Genomic DNA, 25,413 nt, shown 5'->3' with positions numbered 1-25,413 from the left:
GAGGGTTTTAATGAACATCATTTTAATGGGTTTACCTGGTGCAGGTAAAGGAACTCAAGCGAGTGAAATTGTTAAGAAATACCCTATTCCTCATATCTCAACTGGTGATATGTTCCGTAAAGCTATCAAAGATGAGACTGACCTTGGTAAAGAGGCTAAATCTTACATGGATGGTGGGGAACTTGTTCCAGATGAAGTGACTATAGGTATCGTTAGAGAAAGACTAGCTGAAGAAGATGCAAAAAAAGGATTCTTGCTAGATGGTTTTCCTCGTACAGTAGAACAAGCTGATGCATTAAATGAAATCTTAAGTGAATTAGACCGCAAAGTAGATGCTGTTATTAACATTGAAGTTGCTGAAGAAGAACTTATGAATCGTTTAACTGGCAGACGTATTTGTGAAGTATGTGGCACAACGTATCATTTAGTATTTAATCCACCAAAAGTTGAAGGTGTTTGTGATCTAGACGGAGGTAAATTATACCAACGTGAAGATGATAACCCTGAAACAGTAGCAAATCGTTTAAGTGTTAACGTTAAACAAACAAAACCACTTTTAGATTTCTATGAAAATCAAGGTGTCCTTAAAAACATCGATGGTTCTCGACAAATTGATAATGTTACTGAAGATGTTATTCAAATTCTTGAATCATTATAGTAATGACGCTTTCACCCCGAATTCGCCTAACTTTAGGTGGTTCTTGAACGCGTGAATGCGTTCAATTTTAAGAATCAAGATAGTATTTAGGTTTTTGAAATACAATCGGAGTGATTACGAGAAGCGATAAGTATTTGAAGTGTTGTCGAATGCAAATCTTAAGTATTAAATCATCCCAATTTTATAAACCTGTGCTTATTCTATGTGATTTAATCACCTAAAGTATGTCTCTAATTTTGGACCAGGTTTTATAACATGAAATACATCCGTATTTCACGAGAATGAATAGAAAAAGGGGGAAATGATCATGGCTAAACAAGATGTAATCGAATTAGAAGGTACTGTATTAGATACTTTACCAAACGCTATGTTTAAAGTAGAATTAGAAAATGGACATGAAATTTTAGCACACGTTAGTGGTAAAATCCGTATGAACTATATTAGAATTCTACCTGGCGACAAAGTAACAGTTGAAATGTCTCCGTATGACCTAACACGCGGAAGAATCACTTATCGTTATAAATAATCGTCACTCCAAATACAAGGAGGTATACAAAGATGAAAGTAAGACCATCAGTAAAACCAATTTGCGAAAAATGTAAAGTAATTCGTCGTAAAGGTAAAGTAATGGTGATTTGTGAAAATCCAAAACACAAACAAAAACAAGGCTAATAAAAGAGAGGTGTAAATAAATGGCTCGTATTGCAGGTATTGACGTACCACGTGAGAAACGCGTAGTAATTTCGTTAACTTACGTATATGGTATCGGAAAAACAACAGCACAAAAAATTCTTAAAGAAGCAAATGTATCTGAAAGCACACGTGTTCGTGATTTAACTGATGACGAATTAGGTCGTATCCGTGAAGTTGTAGATGGTTACAAAGTTGAAGGGGACCTTCGTCGTGAAAGAAACTTAAACATCAAACGTTTAATGGAAATCGCTTCATATCGTGGAATTCGCCACCGTCGTGGTTTACCAGTTCGTGGTCAAAACACTAAGAACAATGCGCGTACGCGTAAAGGACCAGTTAAAACAGTAGCGAACAAGAAAAAATAATAAGTAAAGGAGGCACATATAAATGGCACGTAAACAAGTATCTCGTAAACGTAAAGTGAAAAAGAATATTGAAAGTGGAATGGCTCACATTCGCTCAACATTCAACAATACAATCGTAACGATCACTGATGAGTTTGGTAATGCATTATCATGGTCTTCAGCAGGTGCGTTAGGATTCAAAGGTTCAAAAAAATCAACTCCTTTTGCAGCTCAAATGGCTTCAGAAACAGCTTCAAAAGCTGCTATGGAACATGGTTTGAAAACTGTAGAAGTTACAGTTAAAGGTCCTGGCCCAGGTCGTGAATCAGCGATCCGTGCGTTACAATCTGCTGGATTAGAAATTACAGCTATCAGAGACGTAACACCAGTTCCTCATAACGGATGTCGTCCACCAAAACGTCGTCGTGTATAATTTTTGTTAGTTCTAACGTTCAAGAGTCACTGGATAGAAATTAATAAAGTTTAATCGACGTTTATAAGGAGGATATATTTAAATGATTGAAATCGAAAAACCTAGAATTGAAACAATAGAAGTTAGTGATGATTCTACATTCGGTAAGTTCGTTGTTGAACCGCTAGAACGTGGTTATGGTACAACACTAGGCAACTCCTTACGTCGTATCCTATTATCTTCATTACCAGGTGCGGCAGTTAAAAATATCGAAATTGAAGGTGTTCTTCACGAATTCTCAGCAGTTGAAAATGTAGTTGAGGATGTTACAACTATCATTATGAACATCAAGAAATTAGCTCTTAAAATATATTCAGAAGAAGACAAAACACTGGAAATCGATATTAAAGATGAAGGTGAAGTTACTGCGAAAGATATCATGCATGATAGTGATGTTGAAATTTTAAATCCAGATTTAAAAATTGCAACTGTTTCTAAAGGTGGACACCTAAAGATGCGCTTAATTGCTAATAAAGGTCGCGGATATGCTTTAGCTGAAAAAAATAACACAAGTGATTTGCCAATTGGTGTCGTTCCAATTGATTCACTTTATTCTCCAGTAAATCGTGTTAACTACACAGTTGAAAATACGCGTGTAGGGCAAAGTAGTGATTATGATAAATTAACACTTGATGTTTGGACAGATGGATCTTTATCTCCTCAAGAAGCAGTTTCTTTAGGTGCTAAAATCATGACTGAACACTTAAACATTTTTGTTAATTTAACTGATGAAGCACAAAATGCTGAAATCATGATTGAAAAAGAAGAAGATCAAAAAGAAAAAGTACTTGAAATGTCTATTGAAGAATTAGATTTATCAGTACGTTCTTATAATTGTCTAAAACGTGCAGGTATTAACTCTGTACAAGAATTAGCAGACAAATCTGAGGCAGATATGATGAAAGTTAGAAACTTAGGTCGTAAGTCTCTTGAAGAAGTTAAATATAAATTAGAAGATCTTGGTCTTGGTTTAAGAAAAGAAGACTAATAAAGGAGGTTAATTCATGGGTTACAGAAAATTAGGTCGTACTTCTGATCAACGTAAAGCAATGTTACGTGACTTAGCTACTCAACTTATCGTTTCTGAACGCATTGAGACTACAGAAGCTCGTGCAAAAGAACTACGTAAAGTTGTTGATAACTTAATTACTTTAGGTAAAAAAGGTGATTTAGCTTCACGTCGTAGAGCAGCTGAAACTTTACGTGACGTTAAAATCTTAGAAGATGACAAAACAATTACAGTATTACAAAAATTATTCAATGATGTTGCGCCACGCTATGAAGAGCGTCAAGGTGGATATACTCGTATCATGAAAGTTGGTCCACGTCGCGGTGACGGTGCTGAATCAGTAATTATTGAATTAGTATAATTTATTCTTTATTGAAGTGGCGTAAGTCACTTCAATCATTCTTTATAAATACAGTTTATTTAACACACACAAAGCAAATGAGTGCAATGATAATGTTTACCACACATAGATATTGTCTAGCTCAGAGTACTCCACCACATTTGAATGACTTATCGCGTGAACTCGTCTATGGTGGAGTGCGCGCTTTTTTATTTTCAAATCCGTTTATACGGATTTTTTTTATGCATAAATTTATCTGCTATAACTCATCATACTTTTGAGGCAATTAATGATTACATTTTCGTATGTATGCTGTAAAATAAAGAAGTAATTAACTTGTTGAAGGATGAATTTAAATGGTGCAGGAAAAAATTATTAGGTTCGCTAATGTTACATTTAAATATGATGAAAATGAACCAGCTGCACTACGCGATGTTACATTTGATATCGAAAAAGGTAAGTGGACGTCAATTGTGGGGCATAATGGTTCAGGGAAATCTACAATTGCTAAATTATTGATGGGTATTAATCAAAAATATATTGGCAACATTAATGTAGGTGAACTAACACTTTCTGAAGACTCAATAGATGAAGTCAGAAAACATATTGGTATAGTCTTTCAAAATCCAGATAATCAATTTATTGGTTCTACAGTAGAATATGACGTTGCTTTCGGTATGGAAAATCAAAGTGTTGAGTATGACATCATGCATCAAACTGTTGACTTAGTATTAAATGAAGTCGATATGACTGATATGAAGTCCTTTGAGCCGAGTCATTTATCTGGTGGTCAAAAACAACGAGTAGCGATTGCTGGTATTTTGGCAATGTCTCCAGATATTATGATTCTTGATGAGGCTACAGCTATGTTAGATCCTGAAGGAAAAGAAAGTATCATGAATTTAATTAAATCTATTCAAGATCAACATCAGTTAACTGTAATATCTATCACACATGATTTGGAAGAGGCTATCAATGCAGATGAAATTATCGTAATGAATAAAGGTCAAGTATATAAACAAGATGTGCCACAAGAAATATTTAAAGACGGCGCATATTTAAATGAAATTGGATTAGACTTGCCTTTCTCAATGAGAATGAATTATTTGTTGCATAACAACTATAAATTCACGACTTTTGAACAGTTGGTGAATCGTCTATGAAAATAATCTTTGATAATGTAACTTATGATTATAGTATAAAAACACCGTTTCAATATAGAGCTTTAAAAAACATTTCAACAACATTCGATAAATCTAAATTTTATGCAATAGTGGGCCAAACCGGTTCTGGTAAATCAACATTGATTCAACATTTAAATGCTATTTTAAAGCCGACTGAAGGACAACTTATAATTGATGATACGATTATTACTAAAAAGACAAAGTCTAAGAAGTTAGCGCCAGTTCGTAAGAAGGTTGGTATCGTATTTCAATTTGCTGAACACCAATTATTTGAAGATACAGTAGAAAAGGATATTATATTTGGTCCTCTTAACTATGGAATAGAAAAAGAAGCTGCTATAAATAAAGCTGAAGAATTAATAGATTTATTAGGAATGGAAAGAAGTATTTTAAAGAGATCTCCTTTTGAGCTCTCAGGAGGCCAAAAGAGAAGGATTGCAATCGCAGGTGTATTAGCTATGGAACCTGAGATACTTGTCCTTGACGAGCCTACAGTTGGCTTAGATCCAAGAGGACAACATGACATGATGGAATTGTTTAATGAAATTCATCAAACTCTAGGTATTACAATAATACTCATTTCTCATCAAATGGATATTGTACTTAAGTATGCAGATGAGGTTAAAGTTATAAAAGCTGGTGAAATAGTAGCAGAGGATAAACCTGTTAATATATTTATGAATCAAGAACTACTTAATCAAACTCACCTGCAAGCGCCTAAAATTATTCAACTTCAAAGAGCAGTTGAAAATAAATACAATATGAAGTTTGATCAGATAGCAACTTCTGAAGAGATGTTTAAAGATATGTATGAAAAGCAGGTGAAACGTTATGACTGATAAAATGATAATTGGTCGTTATATACCTGGAGATACAATCATTCATCGTTTAGATTCTAGAATGAAAATGATATACGTATTTTTATTTATGGTATTAATTTTCTTTTGTAACACTTGGGCTTCATATGCATTTATGCTCTTGTCTGTATTCGTTATTCTGTATTTATCTAAAATAAGATTTTGGTTTCTTATTAAAGGTTTAACTCCGGTTATGATTTTATTTATTTTTACATTTATTATGCATTTAATTGTAACTAAAGGTGGACCTGTTGTCTTAGATTTAAAGATATTTACAATTGAAGAGAACGGTATTAAGCAAGGTGCGTTTATTGTATTAAGACTTGTATTATTAGTGATGATTTCAACAATTATGACATTAACTACAAGTCCGATAAGCTTAACAGACGCTATAGAATCTATGCTAAGACCACTTAAAAAAATAAAGTTTCCAGTACATGAATTAGCTATGATGATGTCTATATCACTAAGATTTATTCCAACTTTAATGGATGAATTAGATAGAATTATTAAAGCTCAAACTTCAAGAGGATCAGATGTAACAGCAGGAAGTATTTTTAGTAGACTAAAAGCTATTATACCTTTATTGATACCGATGTTTATTTCAGCGTTTAAAAGAGCTGATGATTTAGCAGTGGCCATGGAATCTAGAGGATATAATGCTTCCAATCAACGAACAACATATCGTAAACTAAAATGGAAATTACGAGATAGCCTTGCATTAGCAACTATTCTTCTAATAGCCATATTATTATATTTATTAAGGAATTGAGGTGCAAACTTTGAGGATGTTAGTTAAAATTTCATATCACGGTGGTCAGTTTATGGGATTTCAAGTTCAACATCATGAGCGTACCGTGCAATATGAATTTGAAAGAATTCTAAAGAGAATGCATCAGACATTTGTTAGAATACACCCTTCAAGTAGAACAGATAAAGGTGTTCATGCAATCGAACAATATTTTCATTTTGATACACATTTAAATATCGCGCCAGATAGATGGATGTATGCTTTTAATTCTGCATTGCCTAAAGATATATATGTACAAAGTGTCGAACAAATTAAAGATGATTTTCATTGTAGATATGATTGTGTAGGTAAGAAATATCGGTACAAAGTGTATATAGACGAAGCAAAACATATATTTGAACATGATACAAAAGTTCAACAAAAGAAACCGGTAAATATACAAGAGATGAAAGAAGCAGCAAAACACTTTTTAGGAACACATGATTTCACAAGTTTTTGTTCTCAAAAAACGGAAGTGCAAAATAAAATTCGTACAATCTATCAAAGTGAAATAAACGAAACACAAGATGGGTTTGAATTTGTCGTAACTGGGTCGGGTTTTCTTTATAACATGGTCCGTGTGATGGTTGCCTATCTAATACTTGTAGGTGAAGAAAAGAGAAGCGGCAACGAAATTCATACTTTACTTGAAGAGCGTGATAGAAAAAAAATACCCCATACAGCGCCAGCACATGGACTGTATTTAGAAAAAATATATTTAGACAAAGAAGAACTAATTAATGAATTTGGAAGAAATATCGAAATATATAATAAAAATTCATCAGAAAATGTTTAAAACCAATTGACAAAAAGCTAAATAAATTATATTATAGTTAACGGTATTGTTTTATATCCACCACCACGATAAGCCCCGGAATCTTATTGTGTTTTAAGATATAGAAGCAGGAATCAGATAACGGAATTTAAGATGTATGTTTTTTTCTTTGGTACAGGTTAATTCATACATCTTAACCAAGAACTTTTTTAAATTTTAGGAGGACACTACAATGCGTCAAACATTTATGGCTAATGAAGCAAACATCGATCGCAAATGGTATGTTGTTGATGCTGAAGGACAAACGTTAGGTCGTTTATCATCAGAAATCGCAACAATCTTACGCGGTAAACATAAAGTAACTTATACACCACACGTTGATACAGGAGATAACGTTATTATTATTAACGCTGAAAAAATCTACTTATCAGGTAACAAAGAACAAGATAAAATTTACTACCGTCACTCAAATCACCCAGGTGGAATCAAATCAGTTTCTGCTGGTGAATTAAAAGAGAAAAACCCAATTCGTTTATTAGAAACATCTATTAAAGGTATGTTACCTAAAAATAAACTTGGTGAAAAACAAGGTAAAAAATTATTCGTATATGCTGGTGCAGAGCATCCACATGCTGCACAACAACCTGAAAACTACGAGTTACGTGGTTAATTAAGAGGAGGATACTACATTGGCACAAGTTGAATATCAAGGCACAGGTCGTCGTAAAAATTCAGTAGCACGTGTACGTTTAGTACCTGGTGAAGGTAACGTAACAATTAACAAACGTGACGTACGTGACTACTTACCATTTGAATCATTAATTTTAGATTTAAACCAACCATTTGATGTAACTGAAACTAAAGGAAACTATGATGTTTTAGTTAACGTACAAGGTGGAGGTTTCACAGGACAAGCACAAGCTATCCGTCACGGAATTGCACGTGCATTGTTAGAAGCAGATCCAGAATACCGTGGTTCTTTAAAACGCGCTGGATTACTTACTCGTGACCCACGTATGAAAGAACGTAAGAAACCTGGTCTTAAAGGTGCTCGTCGTTCACCACAATTCTCAAAACGTTAATATTCTTTCAAATATATCAAGGTTTTGGACTATTATATGGTGGTAATTGGTGTAATTATCAATTAAACATCTATATATTAAGAAAAGCATCAGCAAATTTGCTGGTGCTTTTTTATTTATATTCTATATTAAATAATATTCTAAGTTTATACATATAGACATTATCTCGCATTTAAAGCATATATATACGCTATATAATTTGCAAGATCACCTACACACTTTCTATTAATATTTTCTTTTTCATCACCTAAATCAGAATAAATTTTGAATACATTGAACCATTCTACATTTAGATTTTTTGACTCAAACACTCTCCTTATAATGTTTAGTTTTACTAATAAACCATCATGAATAGCACTTCTATTTTTATCACGATCAATTCTTTGTTGTTTGTTTAGTAATAACCAACTGCTTCTCTCTGCTGTATATTTAGAACATGCATTGATAAAATCATTCCAATATTCCATTTCTTCAGAATCATTTAGGTCTATATCTTGAACAATAGTGCTATAAATTTTCTCGCTTTCTTCAAAAGTTAAAACATCTTTATCTTTTGTTAAATAAGTTGGTATCATATTATAGTTCCTCCATTGAAAATTAAAGTGAATTTAATAAATTTAAAGCATCAGCATCTTGTTGGTGTTTCTTTTCTGGCATTAATTCTAAGTAATAATTTTGAGTAGTTAATATTGAGCTATGACCTAGGCGCTTTGAAATATAATCAAGTCTTAAACTATCATTAGAAAATAGAAATGACGCATGTGAATCACGTAGACCATGGAATGTAGTACGTTTAATACCAAGTTCATCAAGTAACTTTGCTAGTATTTCAGATTGCTTAAAACCATCTCTGCCAAATAAATACCCATTATTTTTCTCTTTGACTGTTATTAAGTGATTATATACTTCTTTGTTAATACTAACATCTCGTTTTGAGTGTTTTGTTTTTAATAGTATATCATCACTATGAGGGCTAATGGAACGTTTTATACGTATACCGTACTCATATATATCTTCTTTTTTTATTCCCAATAATTCACCGCCTCTTGCACCAGTTTCTATTGCTAGAAGTACTAATATATGAAAATCATTTTTGGGATTATGCAATAAGTATAATCTTAACTTTTTAAAATCTGTTATTGATAAAGCTTTATTTCTTTTATCCAGTTCTTTACCTCTAGTTTTAACTAGCCCAGCAAAGTCTGATGAAAGCAAACCTCGTCCATAGGCATAACGAAGTGAAGTTCTAATTTTTAGTAAAACTTCAGTTGTAGTTTTTCTTGAATGAGTTTTACCATATTCATCAATCTTCATTTGCACAACAATATCATTTAAATCACTTAATTTTATATCTTTAAACAACCCTTTTACAATAGGGATTGTGCGTTGATAGTTAATAAATGTTGCAGTTCTAACATCATTCTTCTTAACTAAATGTACCCAATTTTCAAAGAAAGAAGAAAATGTTTCATTTCTATTAGCTAGATCTACGCCATTACCTTTGGCAATCTCGTTTTGCATTGCCCAACGTTTTGCATCTGTGAGAGTTTTGAAAGTTTTCGTTATACGATTATTAACTCCATTTTTATAATTAGAAATTTGTACTCTATATGATTTGCCTCTTTTTGTTATTGTTGCCATAATAATACCTCTATGATTAATTTATTGATTGTTCCAAGATAAAATTTGTAAGCTCTTTGACGGTATATCTTTCATGTTTTCCAACCATAAATCTCTTAAGTTTATCAGAACTTCTAATGTATTTATCAAATGATTTAGGGTCTACACCTAAGAAGTTTGATGCTTGCTCCCTTGTTAATAAAAAAGGTAATTTTAAATCTTCCATAAACATCACTCCTTTAATTTGATCTTTTTGTATTTAACTTTATTATTTAATAATCGCCCATCTTTATAAAATTTAGAATTGTAAGTGGATTCATAAACAACTGGTTGGTTTTCAAAAAATTTTTCATCAGACAAAACTTTAAATTCTTCAACTTTTTTTAGGTTTCGTGAAGAATAGTAAGACTTCTTCCCCATACTTTCAAGTAATTCTTGTGCCATTCCTTTTTCCATGTATTTAGAGACATATCTTCCAGCATTAGAGGAGTCGTCTATTTCATGTATCTTATTAATTCTAACAGCACCATGCCTCCATATTTTTAGCAATTTACTGTGAGGAACATAGGGAAAACTAAATAACATCATGTGTACATGCCAGGCACCACGTTTTTGCTTTTCTAATACTGCGATATATTTTATTAGCCGCTTTTTTGTACCTAATACATGATAATTTAAACGCGTTACAAATTTATCAAACAAATTATTAAATAATGATCTATCTGTTATATTTTCTTTAGTAGTAAGCGTCAAGAAGCTTGTTTGATTATTAAAATTGACATCTACCAAACGTATCAGTTTCCATTTTGCTTGTTGACGTGTCTTTGCTAATCTTTTTAATTTTAAATTTTGTTTATCTGTATCTAATTCATCAAAATCTAATTTACTTTTTTTCTTTTTTCGACTAGTAATTTCATAATCTGCAATAATTGGATATTCATATTCATATACTTCAATATATGAACCAGTACGGATTATTTTTTGATTATAAGTCATATGAATAATCCTCCAATTTTTCAAGAATCGTATGTCTATATAATAAATAAACACTGAAGGGAATTTCATTCCCTTCAGTACAACTAAAGCTAAGACCAAGAACAGGCGTTCCACTGACACGCTCCGCTTGCTCAACTACGTTGGCAGTCCCTGTTCTTGTTCCTAGCTAAGTAGTACGAAAGTACTATTTTCTTACAGGGACAGGGAGTACATCAGTACAATTGAACCAGAGGTTCCCATTAAACTGGCCTATTGTTAAATCCTGTAAAACAACAGGGGTAGTTTTATTATTTTTTAAATCACTTACTGATAGAGTAGGGTTTAAATTTTTGACTTTAATATTTATCATCTCCATGAAAAAAGGAGACTCGTCTTCTTGAATGCTTATGTTAAGTTTATAAGCATCTAATTTTCCTGTTTCATGATGTAATACTTCCGTATATCCTTTAACAGCTAGAAAGTCATTACCTAAAGCTTCTGCATTTAAGAAATCGTTTAGTTTTATTGCCATGATATTTTCCTCTTTTCATAATTTAATATTTTTATTTTTCAGCTTGGAAAGCTGACTGCCCTTATCACTCGGCAGCTCCGTGATGATCTACTTTTTTATTCATTCGATAAACCGTTGAATGAATAAAAAGAGTAGATTTAATTGTTTTGTACCTCTGGAATATATTTCTTCAATTCCTCTATAAAATCATATTGGTCTGTATCAATAAGTGGACTTTCGTAATACTGTGCTTGTTCTTTGCCACTGCCTTGTAAGTAAAGGAGTCCAGCACCTTTTACCTCAATCGGAATAGTTACATCTGGGGTAGCTGAACCAAACATCATACGTAGACCTTCTGAACTGTTAAAACCTAGTGAGACTCTTAGAGAAAAGTTATCTCTTAATTCTGTACTTAAGTTATTAGCATTGATTTGTTGGCCAGCTATTAATATAAAACACCCAGCTTGGCGACCTAATAAGATGATTTGCTTAATTCTATCCATTGTTTCATTAATTATCTCTTTAGACTTTTTATCTGTGCCATATGCCTGAAAAGCTCCAATTTCATCAAACAATATCCATACTGGTTTAAATCCATGAGTTTCAAAATTTGATCCATAGATGAAGTTTTCATTCATGTAGTCATATCTAATTTTCATTTCATCTACTGCTAGGCGTATAACACGAGCAATATTATTTGGAGTGGTTGCTACATTTTTTTGACCTAGATAATTGGATAAGGCACCTAGGTCAGAATTCTTAGGATCACATAAGTAGGTGGTAGATTTTTGCTTTAAGAATTCGATTAACAAGAAACTCATAAACATGCTCTTACCACTACCAGTACCACCCGAAATTAAAATATGAGGTGATTTAGCTGGGTTATACGTCACACCATAACCAATATTAATTTCATTAGAATTATTGTATGCTGCCTCTTGAGAAGTAACATTTAACCTTTGTGGCTTATTAATTCTAAAGTGGTATTCAGTAGCATTATGACGTATTATCTTCTCATCCATAGGTAAATCGAATAAACCTTGTAGTTCCACATCTAAATTTTGTATTTTGACATCAAAGTAATTCCCAGTCATCAATGCCAAGATAACTATTTCATCATTAGTGATAGAGTAAGAAAATCGGGATGAGGTGATAATGCCATTTGAATCTTCATTAAATAACTTATTGTCCATGATGAACTCCAGTAAGTCATAGTGCAAAAAATATTTGTCACTATAAAGGTTCTTTAAGTTTTTAAACCATTTAATCTGTTTTACAATCAATATCATACCTATAATCCAGAGTAGAAAAGTAAATATAGCATTGTCTACCATGAATGAAATAATGAATATACCAAGGATGAGATATAGAATTATTAATCTAAAGTATTTAATATATTTTGGTAGTGATAAAAATATGAGATCATTATCGTACATACTGACAATCGGTTTTTCATTCTTTTTAAAAAAATATAATATCTTTTTCATAGACTACCTATTAAAACGCTTTATAAAATTTAGAATCTTAATCTTGAAGAGATAGTATAAGGTAATGAAAATAAAAATTGATGTAACCGTGTAGAAAAATGCATTATCCGTAATAATGGTTATAGAGCTATAGCAAAGTAGAACAGTAATGACTGATGATATAATCAATTTGATTTTTAAACTCAAATTAAGCATCTCCTTTAAATTTTTATAGTTGCAGTGTACAATTACCTACTTTCTTTTTAAAAAAATGGATAACTCAATTAAAATATATATGAAACCTAGTAAAATGCCGGTTATAAAAGTACGTTGTAAATCGTAACCAATATATAGATACCTGTAAGATCCAGTATGTTCTGTTACATTGAAATCTATCTGAGGTTGCAAGTTTACTCCACTAATTACAGTTAGTATTAAAAAAATGTTAATAACTATTAGTTGATACACATTATGCATTTTCATTTTTATTTTTATTTCCTTTCTTTTCAAATTTTAGCGAGAGGCAATAGCTACTGTATTATTTTTATATTTTTATAGTTGCAGTCAAAATTGCGTGATCTGGAAAACCTACTTGTTTCTTATAATCTACTCTATCTGTGAAATCCCAGTCATATTTAACGTTAGTTATTTCTGAATCCGATATTTTCTTTGTCACAATATGATCAAGCTTACACTGATTTTTTGGACTTGATTTCCACGAATACGATTCTACAGGTGTATGTAACCTAAAGCCCTTATTTCTCAATAAATCTTTTATTAAATAATAGTTATAATGTTCTCTTGCCAGTCCTTTGTAAGTCTTATCTACATCAAATTCACTATGCTTACCATTATTCAAATCTCCGAGTAACAGGAATTCATTATCGTTTTCTAACCCAGAAATATAATCAATCATTTTTTCTAATTGCATTCTACGATCTAGGAATTCTTGATTAGCTTCTTCTTGACTGTCGTACCCATCAATCTTTATACGTGCACCCACTATGTTAAATTCATTGATTTTTAAGTGTAATAAGTTCGGCAATGTTTCAATGTTATCAAAGTAATGTATTTCAATATCACTTGTGACTATAGTGTGCTTAACTGCTATCAGGATTTGATTCGTATTTTTACCGTGTTTTGATTTTTCTACTCTGTATCCTGCACACATAAGTTTATTAATAAATTCTTTATGATTCTGTACATCACTATATTCTGTAAGAACTATGACATCTAAATTTCGTTTTAATAACTCTTCGAAAACTAAAATAGGTATTACTGTATTATTTGAACCTGATCTTTGATTGATATTCCAACATCCTATATTTAATGTATTCATTTCTTACCTCCAATTATTTTTGTTGTTTTATTTATTAGTTCTATTTAAATGGAGGGGGACGAGAATAATTCATATAAATAAATCTCCTTTCACTTTTAGATAATAATCGTCTACCCAATTATCTAAATAAAAAGTAGTATCGTCTACTCATTATTTTAACAAAAGAATAATCGTCTACTCAATAGGGTGTAAATTTAAAGATCAAAATCTTGATCTTTAAAAATAAATTTTATGATTATCTTGTTTGAGAACATATGATTTTAATATCATTCTAACTACAAAAGATTTATATACAGTCCTTTGCATTTCTAATTCTTTATTAAATATTGTAATTAAATTAGTAATTAGATCTATACTATCATCATTTAGAGATAATGCAGTAGGGTTTATAGATGTATAATGATTAATAATACCTTCATACTCTGTGTGATTGTAAACTTTTAGCCAATCTATATTTAAATAATCGGTTTTCAATTCTGAACAAATTCTATTAAAGATATCACTAAATGTTAAATTAATTCCTTCACTTTTAAGTGTATTTAGCTTCATTTCTTCTAGTATAATTCTTGCTTCTTGTGACAACCTCATTTGAACTCTCATATTTTGTTTTCCTTTCTTACATGAATAATCGTCTACCCATATATTAGTTTATATATATATAAATGTCAACAGTTTTGGTGTAAAAAGTAGTAATACATATACATATCAATAACTTAAAAAGGAATTAAATACTTATAAATCATATAATTTTATGTACTTACCTGTATTATAAAGTATTGAAATTACATGAAATTGAACAAGGTTATTTCTCAAAACGTTAGGCTGCAGCTGTTGCAAGTTTACTTGCTTACAGATGGAGTCCGCAAATTGCACAAGCAATTTGTGTTCAATTGAAAATACGTTTAAAGCACTTCTCGATTTATTCGAGGAGTGCTTTTTTGTATGTATTTTTATAGCTTTACTCTATGCAGGTATCATTAAAATGTTAAGAACAAATGATGATGTATAATAAGAATAAGAACATACATAGGAGGCTATAAATGAATATTTATCATACAGATGTTTTCTTATACAATAACGAAGGTGGTAATCCCTGTCCTGTCATTTTAGATGCAGATGATATGTCTTTTGATGCAATGATCAATGTCGCTAAAGAGTATAATGTTGAAGTTGGTTTTGTGCTGAAAAGTAGTGATGCATCATGTGATTACCAATTTAAATACTTTGTACCTAAAAGAGAAATGGAGATGTGTGTGCATGCCACGATAGCATGTGTCACGGTTCTAAAAGAAGAAGGACTATTAAATAAAGACCATTTATTAGTCGAAACTTTATCTGGAACGTTGAGTATTGATGTTATCGGAGACGATTCTGATTTTAAAGTACAAGTAAAACAAGGGGAAGCGAAAATAGGTAATAATAATATTGATAAGTCAGCAATAGCAAAAGCATTAAATATTTCAGAAAATGAAGTCTCAAACAATCCAATAAAAAATGTTTCAACATCTAGATTTAAAACGATTATTGAATTAAATGATATTGAAATATTAAATAATTTAAATCCTCAATTTGATTATTTATGGGAAGTATGTGATCAAATTGGTTCAACAGGATTTTATCCATTTGTTCGAGTAGATGAAGGCATATATCATGCAAGGCAATTTCCTAACAATAATGGATATAACGAAGATCCAGCAACAGGTGTTGCAGCGTCGTCATTAGGGATATATATAGAACAAGTACTTAATCATAAATATGATGAAATCACTATTTATCAAGGATTTGCAATGAACAGACCAAGCAAAATATTAGTAGCTCCAAATGGTAATACTAACAGCGTAGTTGGACAAGCGGTTATCAGGTAGGGTAAGTGATGAATAATAATGTATTTATCGAAAAACAATAACTTTTATTGATAAACAATAAATAAGATGTTACAATTTTATTGAATAACGATAAAAGGAGAGGGAAATATGAATACGATCAATAAATATGAAAAAAGAAATTACTGGTTTATACTAGTTACAATGATATTGAGTATTGCAATTTTAGTTGTGAATCTAGTTGCCTTTTTTAAAAAAGTACCTTTAGATACAGTTTTTGATATGAAAAATGGTGTATTTTTCTATTTGATATGCTTTATTATTCAAACATTATTAGTTATTACATTTTTTATTATAGTTTTAAGATTTTTAAAGGTTATAAATAAAAAGGATTTCTTTAATTCAAGGAATTATAATAAGATATTCTTTTCTTCGATATTAATTATTGTATATGCTACTTTGAATTCTATGAAAGGAATTATAGATATTGATGTAACATATAAAGCGTTATTAAATACAGCGCCGTTTACGACTATTTTGTTATTGAATATTGCATCAATGATGCTAAACTTTCTATCTATATACAATGAATCAGAATCCATTAAAAAGGAAAATGATTTAACTATTTGAGGGTGAGAAAATGATAAAAATCAAATTAGATGAAATTTTGAAACAAAGAAATGTATCTTTGACTGAACTCGCCCAATCTGTTGATATTACGATTGCTAACTTATCTATTCTGAAGACTGGTAAAGCAAAGGCTGTGAGATTTAGTACGCTAGAGGCGATTTGTGAATATTTGGATTGCCAACCTGGTGATATTATAATTTATGAGAAAGATTCTGAATGAAATTTTATATTTGTATTTTTTGCACTTCATTTTTATATAGCGTATTCTTAAGGTATTAAATGAATGTAGGTGATATTTATGATAGAAAAGTTACATCAAGTTATGTTATATGTTGATAATCAAGAAAAAGCTATAGAATTTTGGAAAGATGTATTAAACTTTGTAGTTAAGTCTGAAGATGAGTTACCTGATGGGTTTAAATCTGTAGAGATAGCACCTAATGAACATGCTGAGACTTCGTTTGTATTATTTGATAAAGCATTTATTAAAAAGTACAGTCCTGAGGTTAGTATGGAGACACCGTCGTTAATGTTCAAAGCATCAAACTTTGATGAGTTGTACAAGTCGTTAAACGAACAAGGATTAACAGGTCATGATATCATTGAAATGCCTGAGGGTAGAGTATTCAACTTTCATGACAAGCAAGGTAATTACTTTGCTATAACAGAATAAGCTGGAGGGAATTTACATGTTAGAACAACAGTTCCAAATTTCATATAATATGCTATCAAATATTATTAAAGACGTTGATGAGAAACAAGCAGATTTTCAGTTAGAATTGGCTAAAAATAATATTAAATGGCAACTTGGTCATTTAATTATGGCGAATGAGTCATTCGTATTTGGTAGTAAAGAAGAAGGAAATTTACTTGGTGAAAAATTAGGTAAATCATTCTCACCTGGCACTTCACCAGAAAGTTTCACGGGTGTTGAACCAACTTTCCAGGAATTGAAAGGTATTTTAAATCAACAGTTAGAAAGAATATTAAATGCTTTAGATGTTCAAATGGATAAATCAAGAAAAGAACCATTAGCAAATATGACTACATTTGGTGAAACAATTTCATTTGCTATTACGCATACAAATTATCATATCGGTCAAATTAATTTAATGAAAACAATGTTAACTAAATTAGATCAAGGCGTATAAAAAATAGAAAAGAGGCTGTGACATTTATTGTCGCAGCCTCTTGTTATATTATAGGCAGTAGATTTCTGTGTAACTTCTATTATAGGCATGCTTTTTAAAGAAGTTGGTATAAAAAGACGGTGTATTAAAAGCAGTTCCTAGCAAACTTGCTGATAAGAGGTGCATTAAAAGCAGTTCCTAGCAAACTTGCTGATAAGAGGTGCATTAAAAGCAGTTCCCAGCAAAATTGCTGATAAGAGGTGTATTAAAAGCAGTTCCTAGCAAAATTGCTTATAAGAGGTGCATTAAAAGTAGTTCCCAGCAAAATTGCTTATAAGAGGTGCATTAAAAGTAGTTCCCAGCAAAATTGCTTATAAGAGGTGCATTAAAAGCAGTTCCTAGCAAAATTGCTGATAAGAGGTGTATTAAAAGCAGTTCCCAGCAAAATTGCTGATAAGAGGTGGGTAAAAAGCAGTTCCCAGCAAAATTGCTGATAAGAGGTGGGTAAAAAGCAGTTCCCAGCAAAATTGCTTATAAATCAGTCCATATGCACATAACTTGAGTGAATTGTAACTTTTGATATGATTGTTACACTAAAAAAGAAAGAGCCTTAAACACTAATTTGTTTTAGGCTCTTTCTCATTTTTCTTTGAACATTCGAAACATAAGAGTGTTTTATCTTCTTGTACGACGCCTTCAATAAAGCCACTATGACAATAAATATTTGAATTGCATGCTTTACATTTTCCGACAAATTCTTTTTCCATTTAATCACACCTTAAAATTCTATTTTCGTTCTTAAAAATGATATGATAATTATATATAGACTAACATATTTTTTATTGGAGTGATTGAAATGGCTTTAGAAATGAAACCGAATTGCGAAAAATGTGGTTATGAATTTCATAGTAAGAGTAACGCATTTATCTGTGTGAAGGAACATACATTTTGTAGAGAATGTGCGGAAAATTTATTTTACGTATGTCCTGAATGTAATGGTGAACTTGTTGTTCGTCCTAAAGTTCAAGCTGATGAAAATAAAATAATTAGAGATAGATAATATATAGATGAGGTGATGTATTGAATATTTCTATTTTAAATGTAGAGGACGTAAATAAAATAGTTCCAATATTTGATGAATATCGCGTTTATTTTGATCAACAATCTAATGTAGATGCTGCTTATGATTTTTTGTATAATAACTTATCAAATAATGATGCTGTTATTTTTATAGCTGAAGATGAAGAAGCTGTAATTGGATTTTTACAATTATATTCGATGCTGTCTTCGATGAAAATGTCAGAAATGTTGATTATAAATGATTTATATTTAACAGATGCAGCTAGAGGTAAACACATAGGAGAGCAGTTAATGCATCAAGCATTTAAATATGGTAAAGATAGTGGCTATGAGACAATATCTTTAGAAACTGAAAAATCTAACATCGGTGGTAATCGGTTATATACGAAACTTGGTATGCAAGTCGACGATGAACACAATTATTATAGTAAAGAATTATAAAATTAAGGTGAGAGGTGAATTTTAAATGAAAGCAATTGGATTTAAGAGAACTTTTGATTTGAAAGAATCAAATGAATTTGAAGAGCTTGATTTACCTATTCCCAAAGCTAACGGACGAGATATATTAGTAAACGTGAAAGCAGTTAGTATTAATCCAGTAGATACAAAATCAAGAGTTACCAATGAAGGTGAATTTAAAATATTGGGTTATGATGCTGTAGGTGTTGTTGAAGCGGTAGGAGATAATGTTGAATTGTTTCATGTAGGTGATGAAGTATATTATTCAGGTTCAAACATGCGTCAAGGATCTAATGCAGAATATCAATTAGTTGATGAGAGGCTTGTAGGTATTAAACCTGAATATTTATCTTACGCCGAAACAGCAGCATTACCTTTAACAGCAATTACATCATTTGAAGCACTTATTGAAGGATTAAGTATATCGACTAATCCAGAAGATAATAAAGATAAAAAGTTACTCATAATAAATGGTGCTGGAGGAGTAGGGTCAATTGCTACTCAAATTGCTAAAGACCTTGGATTAACTGTTATAACGACAGCATCAAGAAAAGAAACGAGAAGATGGTCTGAAAAAATGGGGGCTGATATTGTATTAAATCATAAACACCATTTACCAGACGAATTAAAAGCACATAAAATCAATGAAGTAGATTATATATTTAATACGCATAGTAGTGATGCTTACTTTAATGTAATGGCAGAAATGATTAAGCCTAGAGGTAGAATCGTTGCGCTTGTTAACTTTATGAACAATGTTAATTTAAACTTATTAAAAGATAAAAGTGTAACATTCTCATTTGAATTTATGTTTACAAGACCAAAATACGAAACAGAAGATATGAAAGCACATCATGAATATTTAAGAAAACTGACATATTTACTTGATAGAGGAACAATCAAAACAACCTTCCATACTAAATTAAAAGGACTAAGCGTAGAAAGTATAACAGAAGCGCATAGATTAATTGAAGAAGGCAAAAGTATTGGAAAAATTGTAATAGAATATTAGAGATATGTACGTTTTATCTGATATCTATATATGTTTAAAAAATAGCCATTTGCAACGATTTTGTAAAGTGCGGACGCCTGAGGGAATAGTATGCGTGAGAGACTACAGGCTCGAGCCATACCCCTAGGCAAGCATGCACGTACAAAATCGTAATATTATATAAAAAATAAGCATATCACTGTAATACTGAAGAAATCAGTTTAGTGATATGCTTATTTATTTTGAGTTAGGATTCATGTCCTAACTTTTTTAAATACATATTAATAGTCGTTTTCGTTTGCTAGACGTCTCAAGTGTGGATACTTAGAACGTACTACATATACTAGAAGTGTAAGAGCTGCGAAAACAATCGCAATAAGTCCTATTATTAGCATTGATTGTCCATACGATACATCACTTGTGAAGTTAAAGATATTTTCTCTTAAAGCTTTAATGACATAACTCATTGGCGAGAATGGATGTAAGTCTTGGAAGATCTTACCTGATAATTGTATTGGGAAAGTTCCTTCACTAGAACCTAATTGTAGTATCAGTAAAATGATTGCTAAGAATTTACCAATATTACCAAGTACTACAGTTAAGAACGTTACAATCATATATGCTGCGATACTCCATAATAGTAAGGTTAAAGTAAAGTAACCCGGATTAGCTATTTCAATTTCAAATCCGTATAAGCACAATATAGTTAATACTAAGGCGGATCCAATAGCTTGCATCATAAATATAGTAAACTTACTTAACCACCATTTAAATCCAGTTGATTCTCCAATTCGTTTGTCGATAGGGTATACTGCTGAGAAAGCAACTGCTCCAACATATAAACTCAATGAAAGGATATATGGTGCGAAACTTTGACCATAGTTGTCTACTTCGGTTAAATCATCTTCGTTTGAAACAACAGGACTGTTTATCGCTTTAACATTTTTCTCGTTAAAGTTTTGGTCTTCTGATTGTTTGATTGCTTTATCAATATTTTGTTTTAATTTATCATTATTTTGTTGTAAATCATTTAAACCTTGAGATACTTGCATACTTCCTTGTAAAAGTTGCTGTCCTTCTGCTCCAGCCATTGGTGCTAACTGTTCTAAGCCAGATTCAACTTGTTTATTTCCATCGATAAGTTGTGACTCTGCATCTGACATTTGGCCAAGCGCTTTAGAAGTATCTTTATAACCATCTGTAAGCTTGTTCATACCTTTAAATGATTCGGAAATATATTTTTCACGAACAGAAGAACTTAAATTGTCTTCAACTGCTGTTACAGCTTTAGAGGCAATTTGAGAGCCTGTGTAACTATATCCTGGATTAGTCTTTACATTAAAGTCGATTTTTTTAGGATTCTTGTCTAACATTGAACCAGCATGTTTAGTAGTATCAGAAGGAATTGAAATAACTGCGAATGAGTTACCTTCTTCTAAATGTTTATCTGCAGTTTCTTGGTTAACAAATTCCCATTTGAATTTATCGTTGTCTTTTAAATTATCTTCTACATCGTTACCTATATTTGTTTTCTTACCATTTACTTCTCCGCCATTATCGTTATTAACGACAGATATTTTTAACTGATCTGTCTTGCCATAAGGATCCCATAAAGAGCCTACGAAAACAGAACTATAAATAAGTGGTATTAACATGATTGCAATTAAGGAAACAAGTAAGAATTTATGTGTCCACAGATTTTTTATGTCATCAAACATGTTTAGCATCGTCCTTTCCTGTTATAAGATTATTAGCTTTCTCAAGTTGTTTAACAAATGTGATGATTTCTTTATCTGAGAAATGAGAAGAAAGTTTACGATTAAATGTTTCATAAATAATATCTTCAGTACGGATAACAAGCTTCATTCCTTTTTCAGTTAACAGAACGGACTTCTCTCTTTTATCTTCACCTTGTTCAATTGAAATAAGTTCGAGGTTTTTTAATTTGTTTATTCTATTTGATATAGCTGTTTTAAAAACACCTTGCTTAGAAGCGATAAAACCATAAGTACATTTAGGAAAATCTTTAATTATTTTTAAAGTTTGATATTGTTCTTTAGAAATAACTTCATCTAATCCAGTATTATTTAAAATTTTACCTACTTCACTATGAATATTAATAATAGATTCTTGAAATAAGTTAAATGCCTTTTTTAATTCGTGTTCCATTTTAGTACACCTCCTGTACTTAATACAAAGAATATAGTACACCCTATGTACTATAAAAGCAAGAGTTTTAATTAAATTGAATTATATTTGAAGTTTTACCCATATTGTTAACGCTTACTTCCATATTCGTTTTATAATAGAAATGTAGAATTGATAACTCAACGGGAGGTTATTTTATGAAAAAGTTAATGAAAGAAAAGACGAATTTTGTTGCTGACATGCTTAAAGGTATAGAAGTAATGGATAACTCAGTTGAAATTATAAGTGATAATGTCGTTGTTCGAAAAAAAGTTAAAGCAAGTGGCGTCGCTTTAGTTTCTGGTGGTGGATCGGGTCATGAACCGGCACATGCTGGTTTTGTTGCTGAAGGAATGTTAGATGCTGCTGTTTGCGGTGAGGTATTTACTTCGCCAACACCAGATAAAATTCTAGATGCAATTAAACATGTTGCTACTGATGATGGCGTCCTACTGATTATTAAAAATTATGCTGGAGATGTCATGAATTTTGAAATGGCTCAAGAAATGGCGGAAATGGAAGGTATTTCATGTCAGTCTGTAATAGTCCGTGATGATATTTCTATAGATAATGAACAAGATAGAAGAGGTGTCGCAGGTACTGTTTTAGTTCACAAATATGCTGGATACTTATCTGATAATGGATATAATTTAACTGAAATTAAAGAAAAAGTAGAAGCGTTTATTGAAAGTATTAGAACGATTGGTATGGCTATATATCCTTGTTTAGTACCAACTACTGGTCAATATGGGTTTGATTTAGATGACAATCAGATGGAAATAGGTATTGGTATTCATGGTGAAAGAGGTATATATCAAGAAAAAATAGAAACGGTTGATGAAATTATAAATAGATTAATGCATGAACTTGAAAAAGAAATTTCTGATAAGTCGTTAATCGTTATGATTAATGGAATGGGTGCGACTCCAGATTCAGAACTTGCGATAATTGCACATTATTTCAACGAATATGCATCAAATAATCAACTTGAAATCAAAAAATACTTTGTTGGAAATTATATGACAGCACTTGATATGCAAGGCTTTTCTATTACACTTGTTCCTTATCAAGACGAACTAGAAGAGGCATTTAATGCACCAACTGAAAGTAAATATTTTAAATAGGAGGCATTTTTAATGAATGCAGAAACACTATTGAAAAATCTTAAGGATTTGAAAAATACATTTGAAGCGGAAGAACAAAATTTAACTAATTTAGATAGAGCAATTGGTGATGGAGACCATGGTGTTAATATGTTAAGAGGTTTTAAAGCGGTAGATGAGAAAGTGACTGGAGAAACAATCAGTGATGTCTTAAAATCTACAGGCATGACACTAATGAGTTCTGTAGGAGGTGCGTCAGGTCCACTCTATGGCTTCAGCTTTGTTAAAATGGCTGGACTCGATCATGATGAAATGACTCAAGACAATTTAATAGAATATATCAATACATTTAAAGAAGCTATTGCTACAAGAGGAAAAGTAACAGGCGGAGAAAAGACAATGTATGATGTAATATTAAAATCTTCAGAACATCTAGACAATGGGAATAAATTAACTGAAGAAAATTTACAACAATTTGCTGAAGATACTAAAGACTTAGAAGCAACTAAAGGTAGAGCTTCTTATTTTAAAAAGGATTCAATTGGTCATATGGATCCAGGTGCACAAAGTATGGTTTATGTATTAAAAGCTTTAAGTAAGGATGTGTAAAAATGGCTACTATAGGAATTGTTAGTCACAGTAAAGATATTGCACAAGGTGTTAAAGATTTATTAGAACAAATGTCTCCGAACGTAACAGTTATTGCAAGAGGTGGTACGAATGAAGGAGAAATTGGGACGAGTATCGACATTGTAAATGAAATTATTAATGAACTAACAGAAGATGCTATGATATTTTATGATATAGGTTCATCTGAAATGAATCTTGAGATGGCATTAGATTTATATGATGGACCTTACAAGTTATATAAAGTTGATGGTCCAATCGTTGAAGGTTCATTTTTAGCAAGTGTATCCTTATCAACAGGTGCGACATTAGAAGAAGCGATTGATAGTATCAAGAGAGAATTTTCGTAAAGCGCTTTAATTATTTACGAATTAATAAATATTAAATGATATAATTGCTCTACTAATGATTTTAACAAGGTGGAGAAATTGGAATGAAGATATCGAACAAGAAATTATATGAAAAAGTTGCAGATGTCATCATATTGGATATTAATGAAGGACGTTTAAATATAGGAGATCGTTTACCATCTATTAAAGCTTTATCTGAGAGCTTTGGAGTAGGTCAAGCAACTATAAGAGAATCCTTAAATGCATTAAGAGCTATGGGTTTTGTAGACATCAAACATGGACAAGGAACATTTATTATAGAAAGAGAAGAACCGCAATTTAACTTTGAAGCAATAAGTGGAAATGCTAAAGACATTGAAAATTTATTAGAAGTAAGAAATATAGTAGAAGTAGGCGTTGCAAGATTAGCTGCTAAAAATAGAACTGATGAAGATTTATTAGCTATAGAATCTGCATTGAAAGATATGCAATTAGCAATAAACGAAAATGAATTAGGTGAAGCATCTGACTTGAAATTTCATCTTGCCATTGCTGATGCAGCAAAAAATGATATCTTAAAGCAATTGTTATTAAACGTTTCCGATATTATGAGACATACGATGAAAGAAACAAGAAAAATTTACTTATATACTAAAAGTAAATCAATAGAAAAATTGTATAACGAACATAAAGAAATCTTTGAAGCAATCAAAAGCAAAAATGCTAAACTAGCACAAAGTAAAATGACATTTCATTTAGAAGAAGTGGAGAAAGTTGTACTAAATAACATTAGACACTCGGATAGTTGACTAATGGTAGGAGAGCTTGGGACATAAATACCCATTCTTAAATAAAAAGAGCTAATCCATATTTTCGGATTAGCTCTTTTTTCTTTATTTATAAAATCTACGATTTTGTACGTGCATGCTTGCCTAGGGT

36 protein-coding genes are annotated in these 25,413 nt (G+C 31.3%); 25 read left to right on the top strand and 11 right to left on the bottom strand.

What is annotated here, in order from left to right:
- The first annotated feature begins 10 nt into the window (after positions 1–10).
- The 13 genes from LQ609_RS05595 to rpsI all read left to right on the top strand — a co-directional run bounded on the left by LQ609_RS05595 (position 11) and on the right by rpsI (position 8,204).
- The gene (locus LQ609_RS05595) at positions 11–658 is read left to right on the top strand and encodes an adenylate kinase (protein WP_078356947.1); all 648 of its coding nucleotides are present in this window, start codon (positions 11–13) and stop codon (positions 656–658) included.
- Between the two features lie 307 nt (positions 659–965).
- Complete coding sequence (gene infA / locus LQ609_RS05590; RefSeq protein ID WP_001118443.1) at positions 966–1,184, top strand: translation initiation factor IF-1; 219 nt, start codon at positions 966–968, stop codon at positions 1,182–1,184.
- A gap of 32 nt (positions 1,185–1,216) precedes the next feature.
- A complete protein-coding gene (gene rpmJ, locus LQ609_RS05585) occupies positions 1,217–1,330 on the top strand; it encodes a 50S ribosomal protein L36 (protein WP_003156543.1) in 114 nt (37 codons plus the stop codon).
- A 20-nt stretch (positions 1,331–1,350) separates the two neighbouring features.
- The gene (gene rpsM, locus LQ609_RS05580; RefSeq protein WP_078356946.1) at positions 1,351–1,716 is read left to right on the top strand and encodes a 30S ribosomal protein S13; all 366 of its coding nucleotides are present in this window, start codon (positions 1,351–1,353) and stop codon (positions 1,714–1,716) included.
- Between the two features lie 22 nt (positions 1,717–1,738).
- A complete protein-coding gene (rpsK, locus tag LQ609_RS05575; protein ID WP_078356945.1) occupies positions 1,739–2,128 on the top strand; it encodes a 30S ribosomal protein S11 in 390 nt (129 codons plus the stop codon).
- Positions 2,129–2,210: 82 nt separating this feature from the next.
- A complete protein-coding gene (locus LQ609_RS05570) occupies positions 2,211–3,155 on the top strand; it encodes a DNA-directed RNA polymerase subunit alpha (RefSeq protein ID WP_078356944.1) in 945 nt (314 codons plus the stop codon).
- A 16-nt stretch (positions 3,156–3,171) separates the two neighbouring features.
- Positions 3,172–3,537 carry a 50S ribosomal protein L17 gene (gene rplQ, locus LQ609_RS05565; protein WP_078356943.1) on the top strand — a complete coding sequence of 122 codons (366 nt, stop codon included), beginning with the start codon at positions 3,172–3,174 and terminating at the stop codon, positions 3,535–3,537.
- Between the two features lie 335 nt (positions 3,538–3,872).
- Positions 3,873–4,679: an energy-coupling factor transporter ATPase gene (locus LQ609_RS05560; protein ID WP_078356942.1), complete on the top strand. Its 807-nt coding sequence runs from the start codon at positions 3,873–3,875 to the stop codon at positions 4,677–4,679.
- Positions 4,676–5,539 (top strand): energy-coupling factor transporter ATPase, encoded by an 864-nt coding sequence (locus tag LQ609_RS05555; protein ID WP_078356941.1) that lies wholly within the window; start codon positions 4,676–4,678, stop codon positions 5,537–5,539. The genes LQ609_RS05560 and LQ609_RS05555 overlap by 4 nt, the downstream gene beginning before the upstream one ends.
- On the top strand, positions 5,532–6,329 hold the full coding sequence (locus tag LQ609_RS05550; RefSeq protein ID WP_239734426.1) for an energy-coupling factor transporter transmembrane component T family protein: 798 nt from the start codon (positions 5,532–5,534) through the stop codon (positions 6,327–6,329). Before LQ609_RS05555 ends, LQ609_RS05550 begins: the two co-directional genes overlap by 8 nt.
- A gap of 10 nt (positions 6,330–6,339) precedes the next feature.
- Complete coding sequence (gene truA / locus LQ609_RS05545) at positions 6,340–7,143, top strand: tRNA pseudouridine(38-40) synthase TruA (RefSeq protein WP_078356939.1); 804 nt, start codon at positions 6,340–6,342, stop codon at positions 7,141–7,143.
- 211 nt (positions 7,144–7,354) lie between these two features.
- Positions 7,355–7,792: a 50S ribosomal protein L13 gene (gene rplM / locus LQ609_RS05540; RefSeq protein ID WP_078356938.1), complete on the top strand. Its 438-nt coding sequence runs from the start codon at positions 7,355–7,357 to the stop codon at positions 7,790–7,792.
- Between the two features lie 19 nt (positions 7,793–7,811).
- A complete protein-coding gene (gene rpsI / locus LQ609_RS05535) occupies positions 7,812–8,204 on the top strand; it encodes a 30S ribosomal protein S9 (RefSeq protein WP_078356937.1) in 393 nt (130 codons plus the stop codon).
- Positions 8,205–8,365: 161 nt separating this feature from the next.
- Here rpsI and LQ609_RS05530 read toward each other — a convergent pair whose 3' ends face one another.
- The 8 genes from LQ609_RS05530 to LQ609_RS05495 all read right to left on the bottom strand — a co-directional run bounded on the left by LQ609_RS05530 (position 8,366) and on the right by LQ609_RS05495 (position 14,715).
- Entirely contained in the window at positions 8,366–8,779 is a 414-nt protein-coding gene (locus tag LQ609_RS05530) for a hypothetical protein (protein WP_239734425.1), read from the bottom strand.
- A 22-nt stretch (positions 8,780–8,801) separates the two neighbouring features.
- Positions 8,802–9,845, bottom strand: a complete 1,044-nt coding sequence (locus LQ609_RS05525) for a tyrosine-type recombinase/integrase (protein WP_239734424.1) — start codon at positions 9,843–9,845, stop codon at positions 8,802–8,804.
- 16 nt (positions 9,846–9,861) lie between these two features.
- Positions 9,862–10,050 carry a helix-turn-helix domain-containing protein gene (locus LQ609_RS05520; RefSeq protein WP_239734423.1) on the bottom strand — a complete coding sequence of 63 codons (189 nt, stop codon included), beginning with the start codon at positions 10,048–10,050 and terminating at the stop codon, positions 9,862–9,864.
- A gap of 5 nt (positions 10,051–10,055) precedes the next feature.
- Entirely contained in the window at positions 10,056–10,820 is a 765-nt protein-coding gene (locus tag LQ609_RS05515; RefSeq protein WP_239734422.1) for a rolling circle replication-associated protein, read from the bottom strand.
- Between the two features lie 184 nt (positions 10,821–11,004).
- Positions 11,005–11,331, bottom strand: a complete 327-nt coding sequence (locus tag LQ609_RS05510; protein WP_239734421.1) for a hypothetical protein — start codon at positions 11,329–11,331, stop codon at positions 11,005–11,007.
- Between the two features lie 137 nt (positions 11,332–11,468).
- Entirely contained in the window at positions 11,469–12,404 is a 936-nt protein-coding gene (locus LQ609_RS05505; RefSeq protein WP_239734454.1) for an FtsK/SpoIIIE domain-containing protein, read from the bottom strand.
- 916 nt (positions 12,405–13,320) lie between these two features.
- The gene (locus LQ609_RS05500) at positions 13,321–14,115 is read right to left on the bottom strand and encodes an endonuclease/exonuclease/phosphatase family protein (protein WP_204168983.1); all 795 of its coding nucleotides are present in this window, start codon (positions 14,113–14,115) and stop codon (positions 13,321–13,323) included.
- A gap of 216 nt (positions 14,116–14,331) precedes the next feature.
- On the bottom strand, positions 14,332–14,715 hold the full coding sequence (locus LQ609_RS05495) for a hypothetical protein (RefSeq protein ID WP_239734420.1): 384 nt from the start codon (positions 14,713–14,715) through the stop codon (positions 14,332–14,334).
- Between the two features lie 440 nt (positions 14,716–15,155).
- Here LQ609_RS05495 and LQ609_RS05490 point away from each other — a divergent pair, with 440 nt between their 5' ends.
- The 5 genes from LQ609_RS05490 to LQ609_RS05470 all read left to right on the top strand — a co-directional run bounded on the left by LQ609_RS05490 (position 15,156) and on the right by LQ609_RS05470 (position 17,719).
- On the top strand, positions 15,156–15,980 hold the full coding sequence (locus LQ609_RS05490) for a PhzF family phenazine biosynthesis protein (protein WP_239734419.1): 825 nt from the start codon (positions 15,156–15,158) through the stop codon (positions 15,978–15,980).
- A 108-nt stretch (positions 15,981–16,088) separates the two neighbouring features.
- Positions 16,089–16,568, top strand: a complete 480-nt coding sequence (locus LQ609_RS05485) for a hypothetical protein (protein ID WP_239734418.1) — start codon at positions 16,089–16,091, stop codon at positions 16,566–16,568.
- 10 nt (positions 16,569–16,578) lie between these two features.
- Positions 16,579–16,788, top strand: coding sequence for a helix-turn-helix domain-containing protein (locus LQ609_RS05480; RefSeq protein ID WP_078356926.1), 210 nt, complete (start codon positions 16,579–16,581; stop codon positions 16,786–16,788).
- An 81-nt stretch (positions 16,789–16,869) separates the two neighbouring features.
- Positions 16,870–17,241 carry a VOC family protein gene (locus LQ609_RS05475; protein WP_078357091.1) on the top strand — a complete coding sequence of 124 codons (372 nt, stop codon included), beginning with the start codon at positions 16,870–16,872 and terminating at the stop codon, positions 17,239–17,241.
- Positions 17,242–17,257: 16 nt separating this feature from the next.
- Positions 17,258–17,719, top strand: coding sequence for a DinB family protein (locus LQ609_RS05470; protein ID WP_239734417.1), 462 nt, complete (start codon positions 17,258–17,260; stop codon positions 17,717–17,719).
- A 596-nt stretch (positions 17,720–18,315) separates the two neighbouring features.
- Here LQ609_RS05470 and LQ609_RS05465 read toward each other — a convergent pair.
- Entirely contained in the window at positions 18,316–18,465 is a 150-nt protein-coding gene (locus LQ609_RS05465; protein WP_198644277.1) for a hypothetical protein, read from the bottom strand.
- A gap of 89 nt (positions 18,466–18,554) precedes the next feature.
- Between LQ609_RS05465 and LQ609_RS05460 the strand changes: the two genes are divergently transcribed.
- From LQ609_RS05460 to LQ609_RS05450, 3 genes are read left to right on the top strand one after another with little or no spacing between them, the layout of a single operon-like run.
- Positions 18,555–18,758: a DUF1272 domain-containing protein gene (locus LQ609_RS05460; RefSeq protein ID WP_115337197.1), complete on the top strand. Its 204-nt coding sequence runs from the start codon at positions 18,555–18,557 to the stop codon at positions 18,756–18,758.
- A 20-nt stretch (positions 18,759–18,778) separates the two neighbouring features.
- Positions 18,779–19,219, top strand: coding sequence for a GNAT family N-acetyltransferase (locus LQ609_RS05455; protein WP_239734416.1), 441 nt, complete (start codon positions 18,779–18,781; stop codon positions 19,217–19,219).
- Between the two features lie 25 nt (positions 19,220–19,244).
- The gene (locus LQ609_RS05450) at positions 19,245–20,249 is read left to right on the top strand and encodes a zinc-binding alcohol dehydrogenase family protein (protein WP_239734415.1); all 1,005 of its coding nucleotides are present in this window, start codon (positions 19,245–19,247) and stop codon (positions 20,247–20,249) included.
- A 260-nt stretch (positions 20,250–20,509) separates the two neighbouring features.
- Here LQ609_RS05450 and LQ609_RS05445 read toward each other — a convergent pair whose 3' ends face one another.
- Both LQ609_RS05445 and LQ609_RS05440 read right to left on the bottom strand, forming a co-directional pair.
- Entirely contained in the window at positions 20,510–21,946 is a 1,437-nt protein-coding gene (locus LQ609_RS05445) for a YhgE/Pip domain-containing protein (RefSeq protein ID WP_203154213.1), read from the bottom strand.
- A complete protein-coding gene (locus LQ609_RS05440; protein ID WP_078356920.1) occupies positions 21,939–22,397 on the bottom strand; it encodes a MarR family winged helix-turn-helix transcriptional regulator in 459 nt (152 codons plus the stop codon). The genes LQ609_RS05445 and LQ609_RS05440 overlap by 8 nt, the downstream gene beginning before the upstream one ends.
- A 176-nt stretch (positions 22,398–22,573) precedes the next feature.
- On the opposite strand from LQ609_RS05440, the gene dhaK reads away from it, so the two are divergent.
- The 4 genes from dhaK to LQ609_RS05420 all read left to right on the top strand — a co-directional run bounded on the left by dhaK (position 22,574) and on the right by LQ609_RS05420 (position 25,283).
- A complete protein-coding gene (dhaK, locus tag LQ609_RS05435; protein WP_239734414.1) occupies positions 22,574–23,539 on the top strand; it encodes a dihydroxyacetone kinase subunit DhaK in 966 nt (321 codons plus the stop codon).
- A gap of 12 nt (positions 23,540–23,551) precedes the next feature.
- Positions 23,552–24,127, top strand: a complete 576-nt coding sequence (dhaL, locus tag LQ609_RS05430) for a dihydroxyacetone kinase subunit DhaL (protein WP_078356918.1) — start codon at positions 23,552–23,554, stop codon at positions 24,125–24,127.
- Between the two features lie 2 nt (positions 24,128–24,129).
- Positions 24,130–24,495, top strand: a complete 366-nt coding sequence (gene dhaM / locus LQ609_RS05425; RefSeq protein ID WP_239734413.1) for a dihydroxyacetone kinase phosphoryl donor subunit DhaM — start codon at positions 24,130–24,132, stop codon at positions 24,493–24,495.
- Between the two features lie 83 nt (positions 24,496–24,578).
- Positions 24,579–25,283, top strand: coding sequence for a FadR/GntR family transcriptional regulator (locus LQ609_RS05420; RefSeq protein WP_078356916.1), 705 nt, complete (start codon positions 24,579–24,581; stop codon positions 25,281–25,283).
- The last annotated feature ends 130 nt before the right edge of the window (positions 25,284–25,413 follow it).

Source organism: Mammaliicoccus sp. G-M28, assembly GCF_022386595.1.
GTDB lineage: Bacteria > Bacillota > Bacilli > Staphylococcales > Staphylococcaceae > Mammaliicoccus > Mammaliicoccus fleurettii.
Note: the sequence above shows the minus strand (reverse complement) of the source record. Positions and strands in the feature narration are given on the sequence as shown.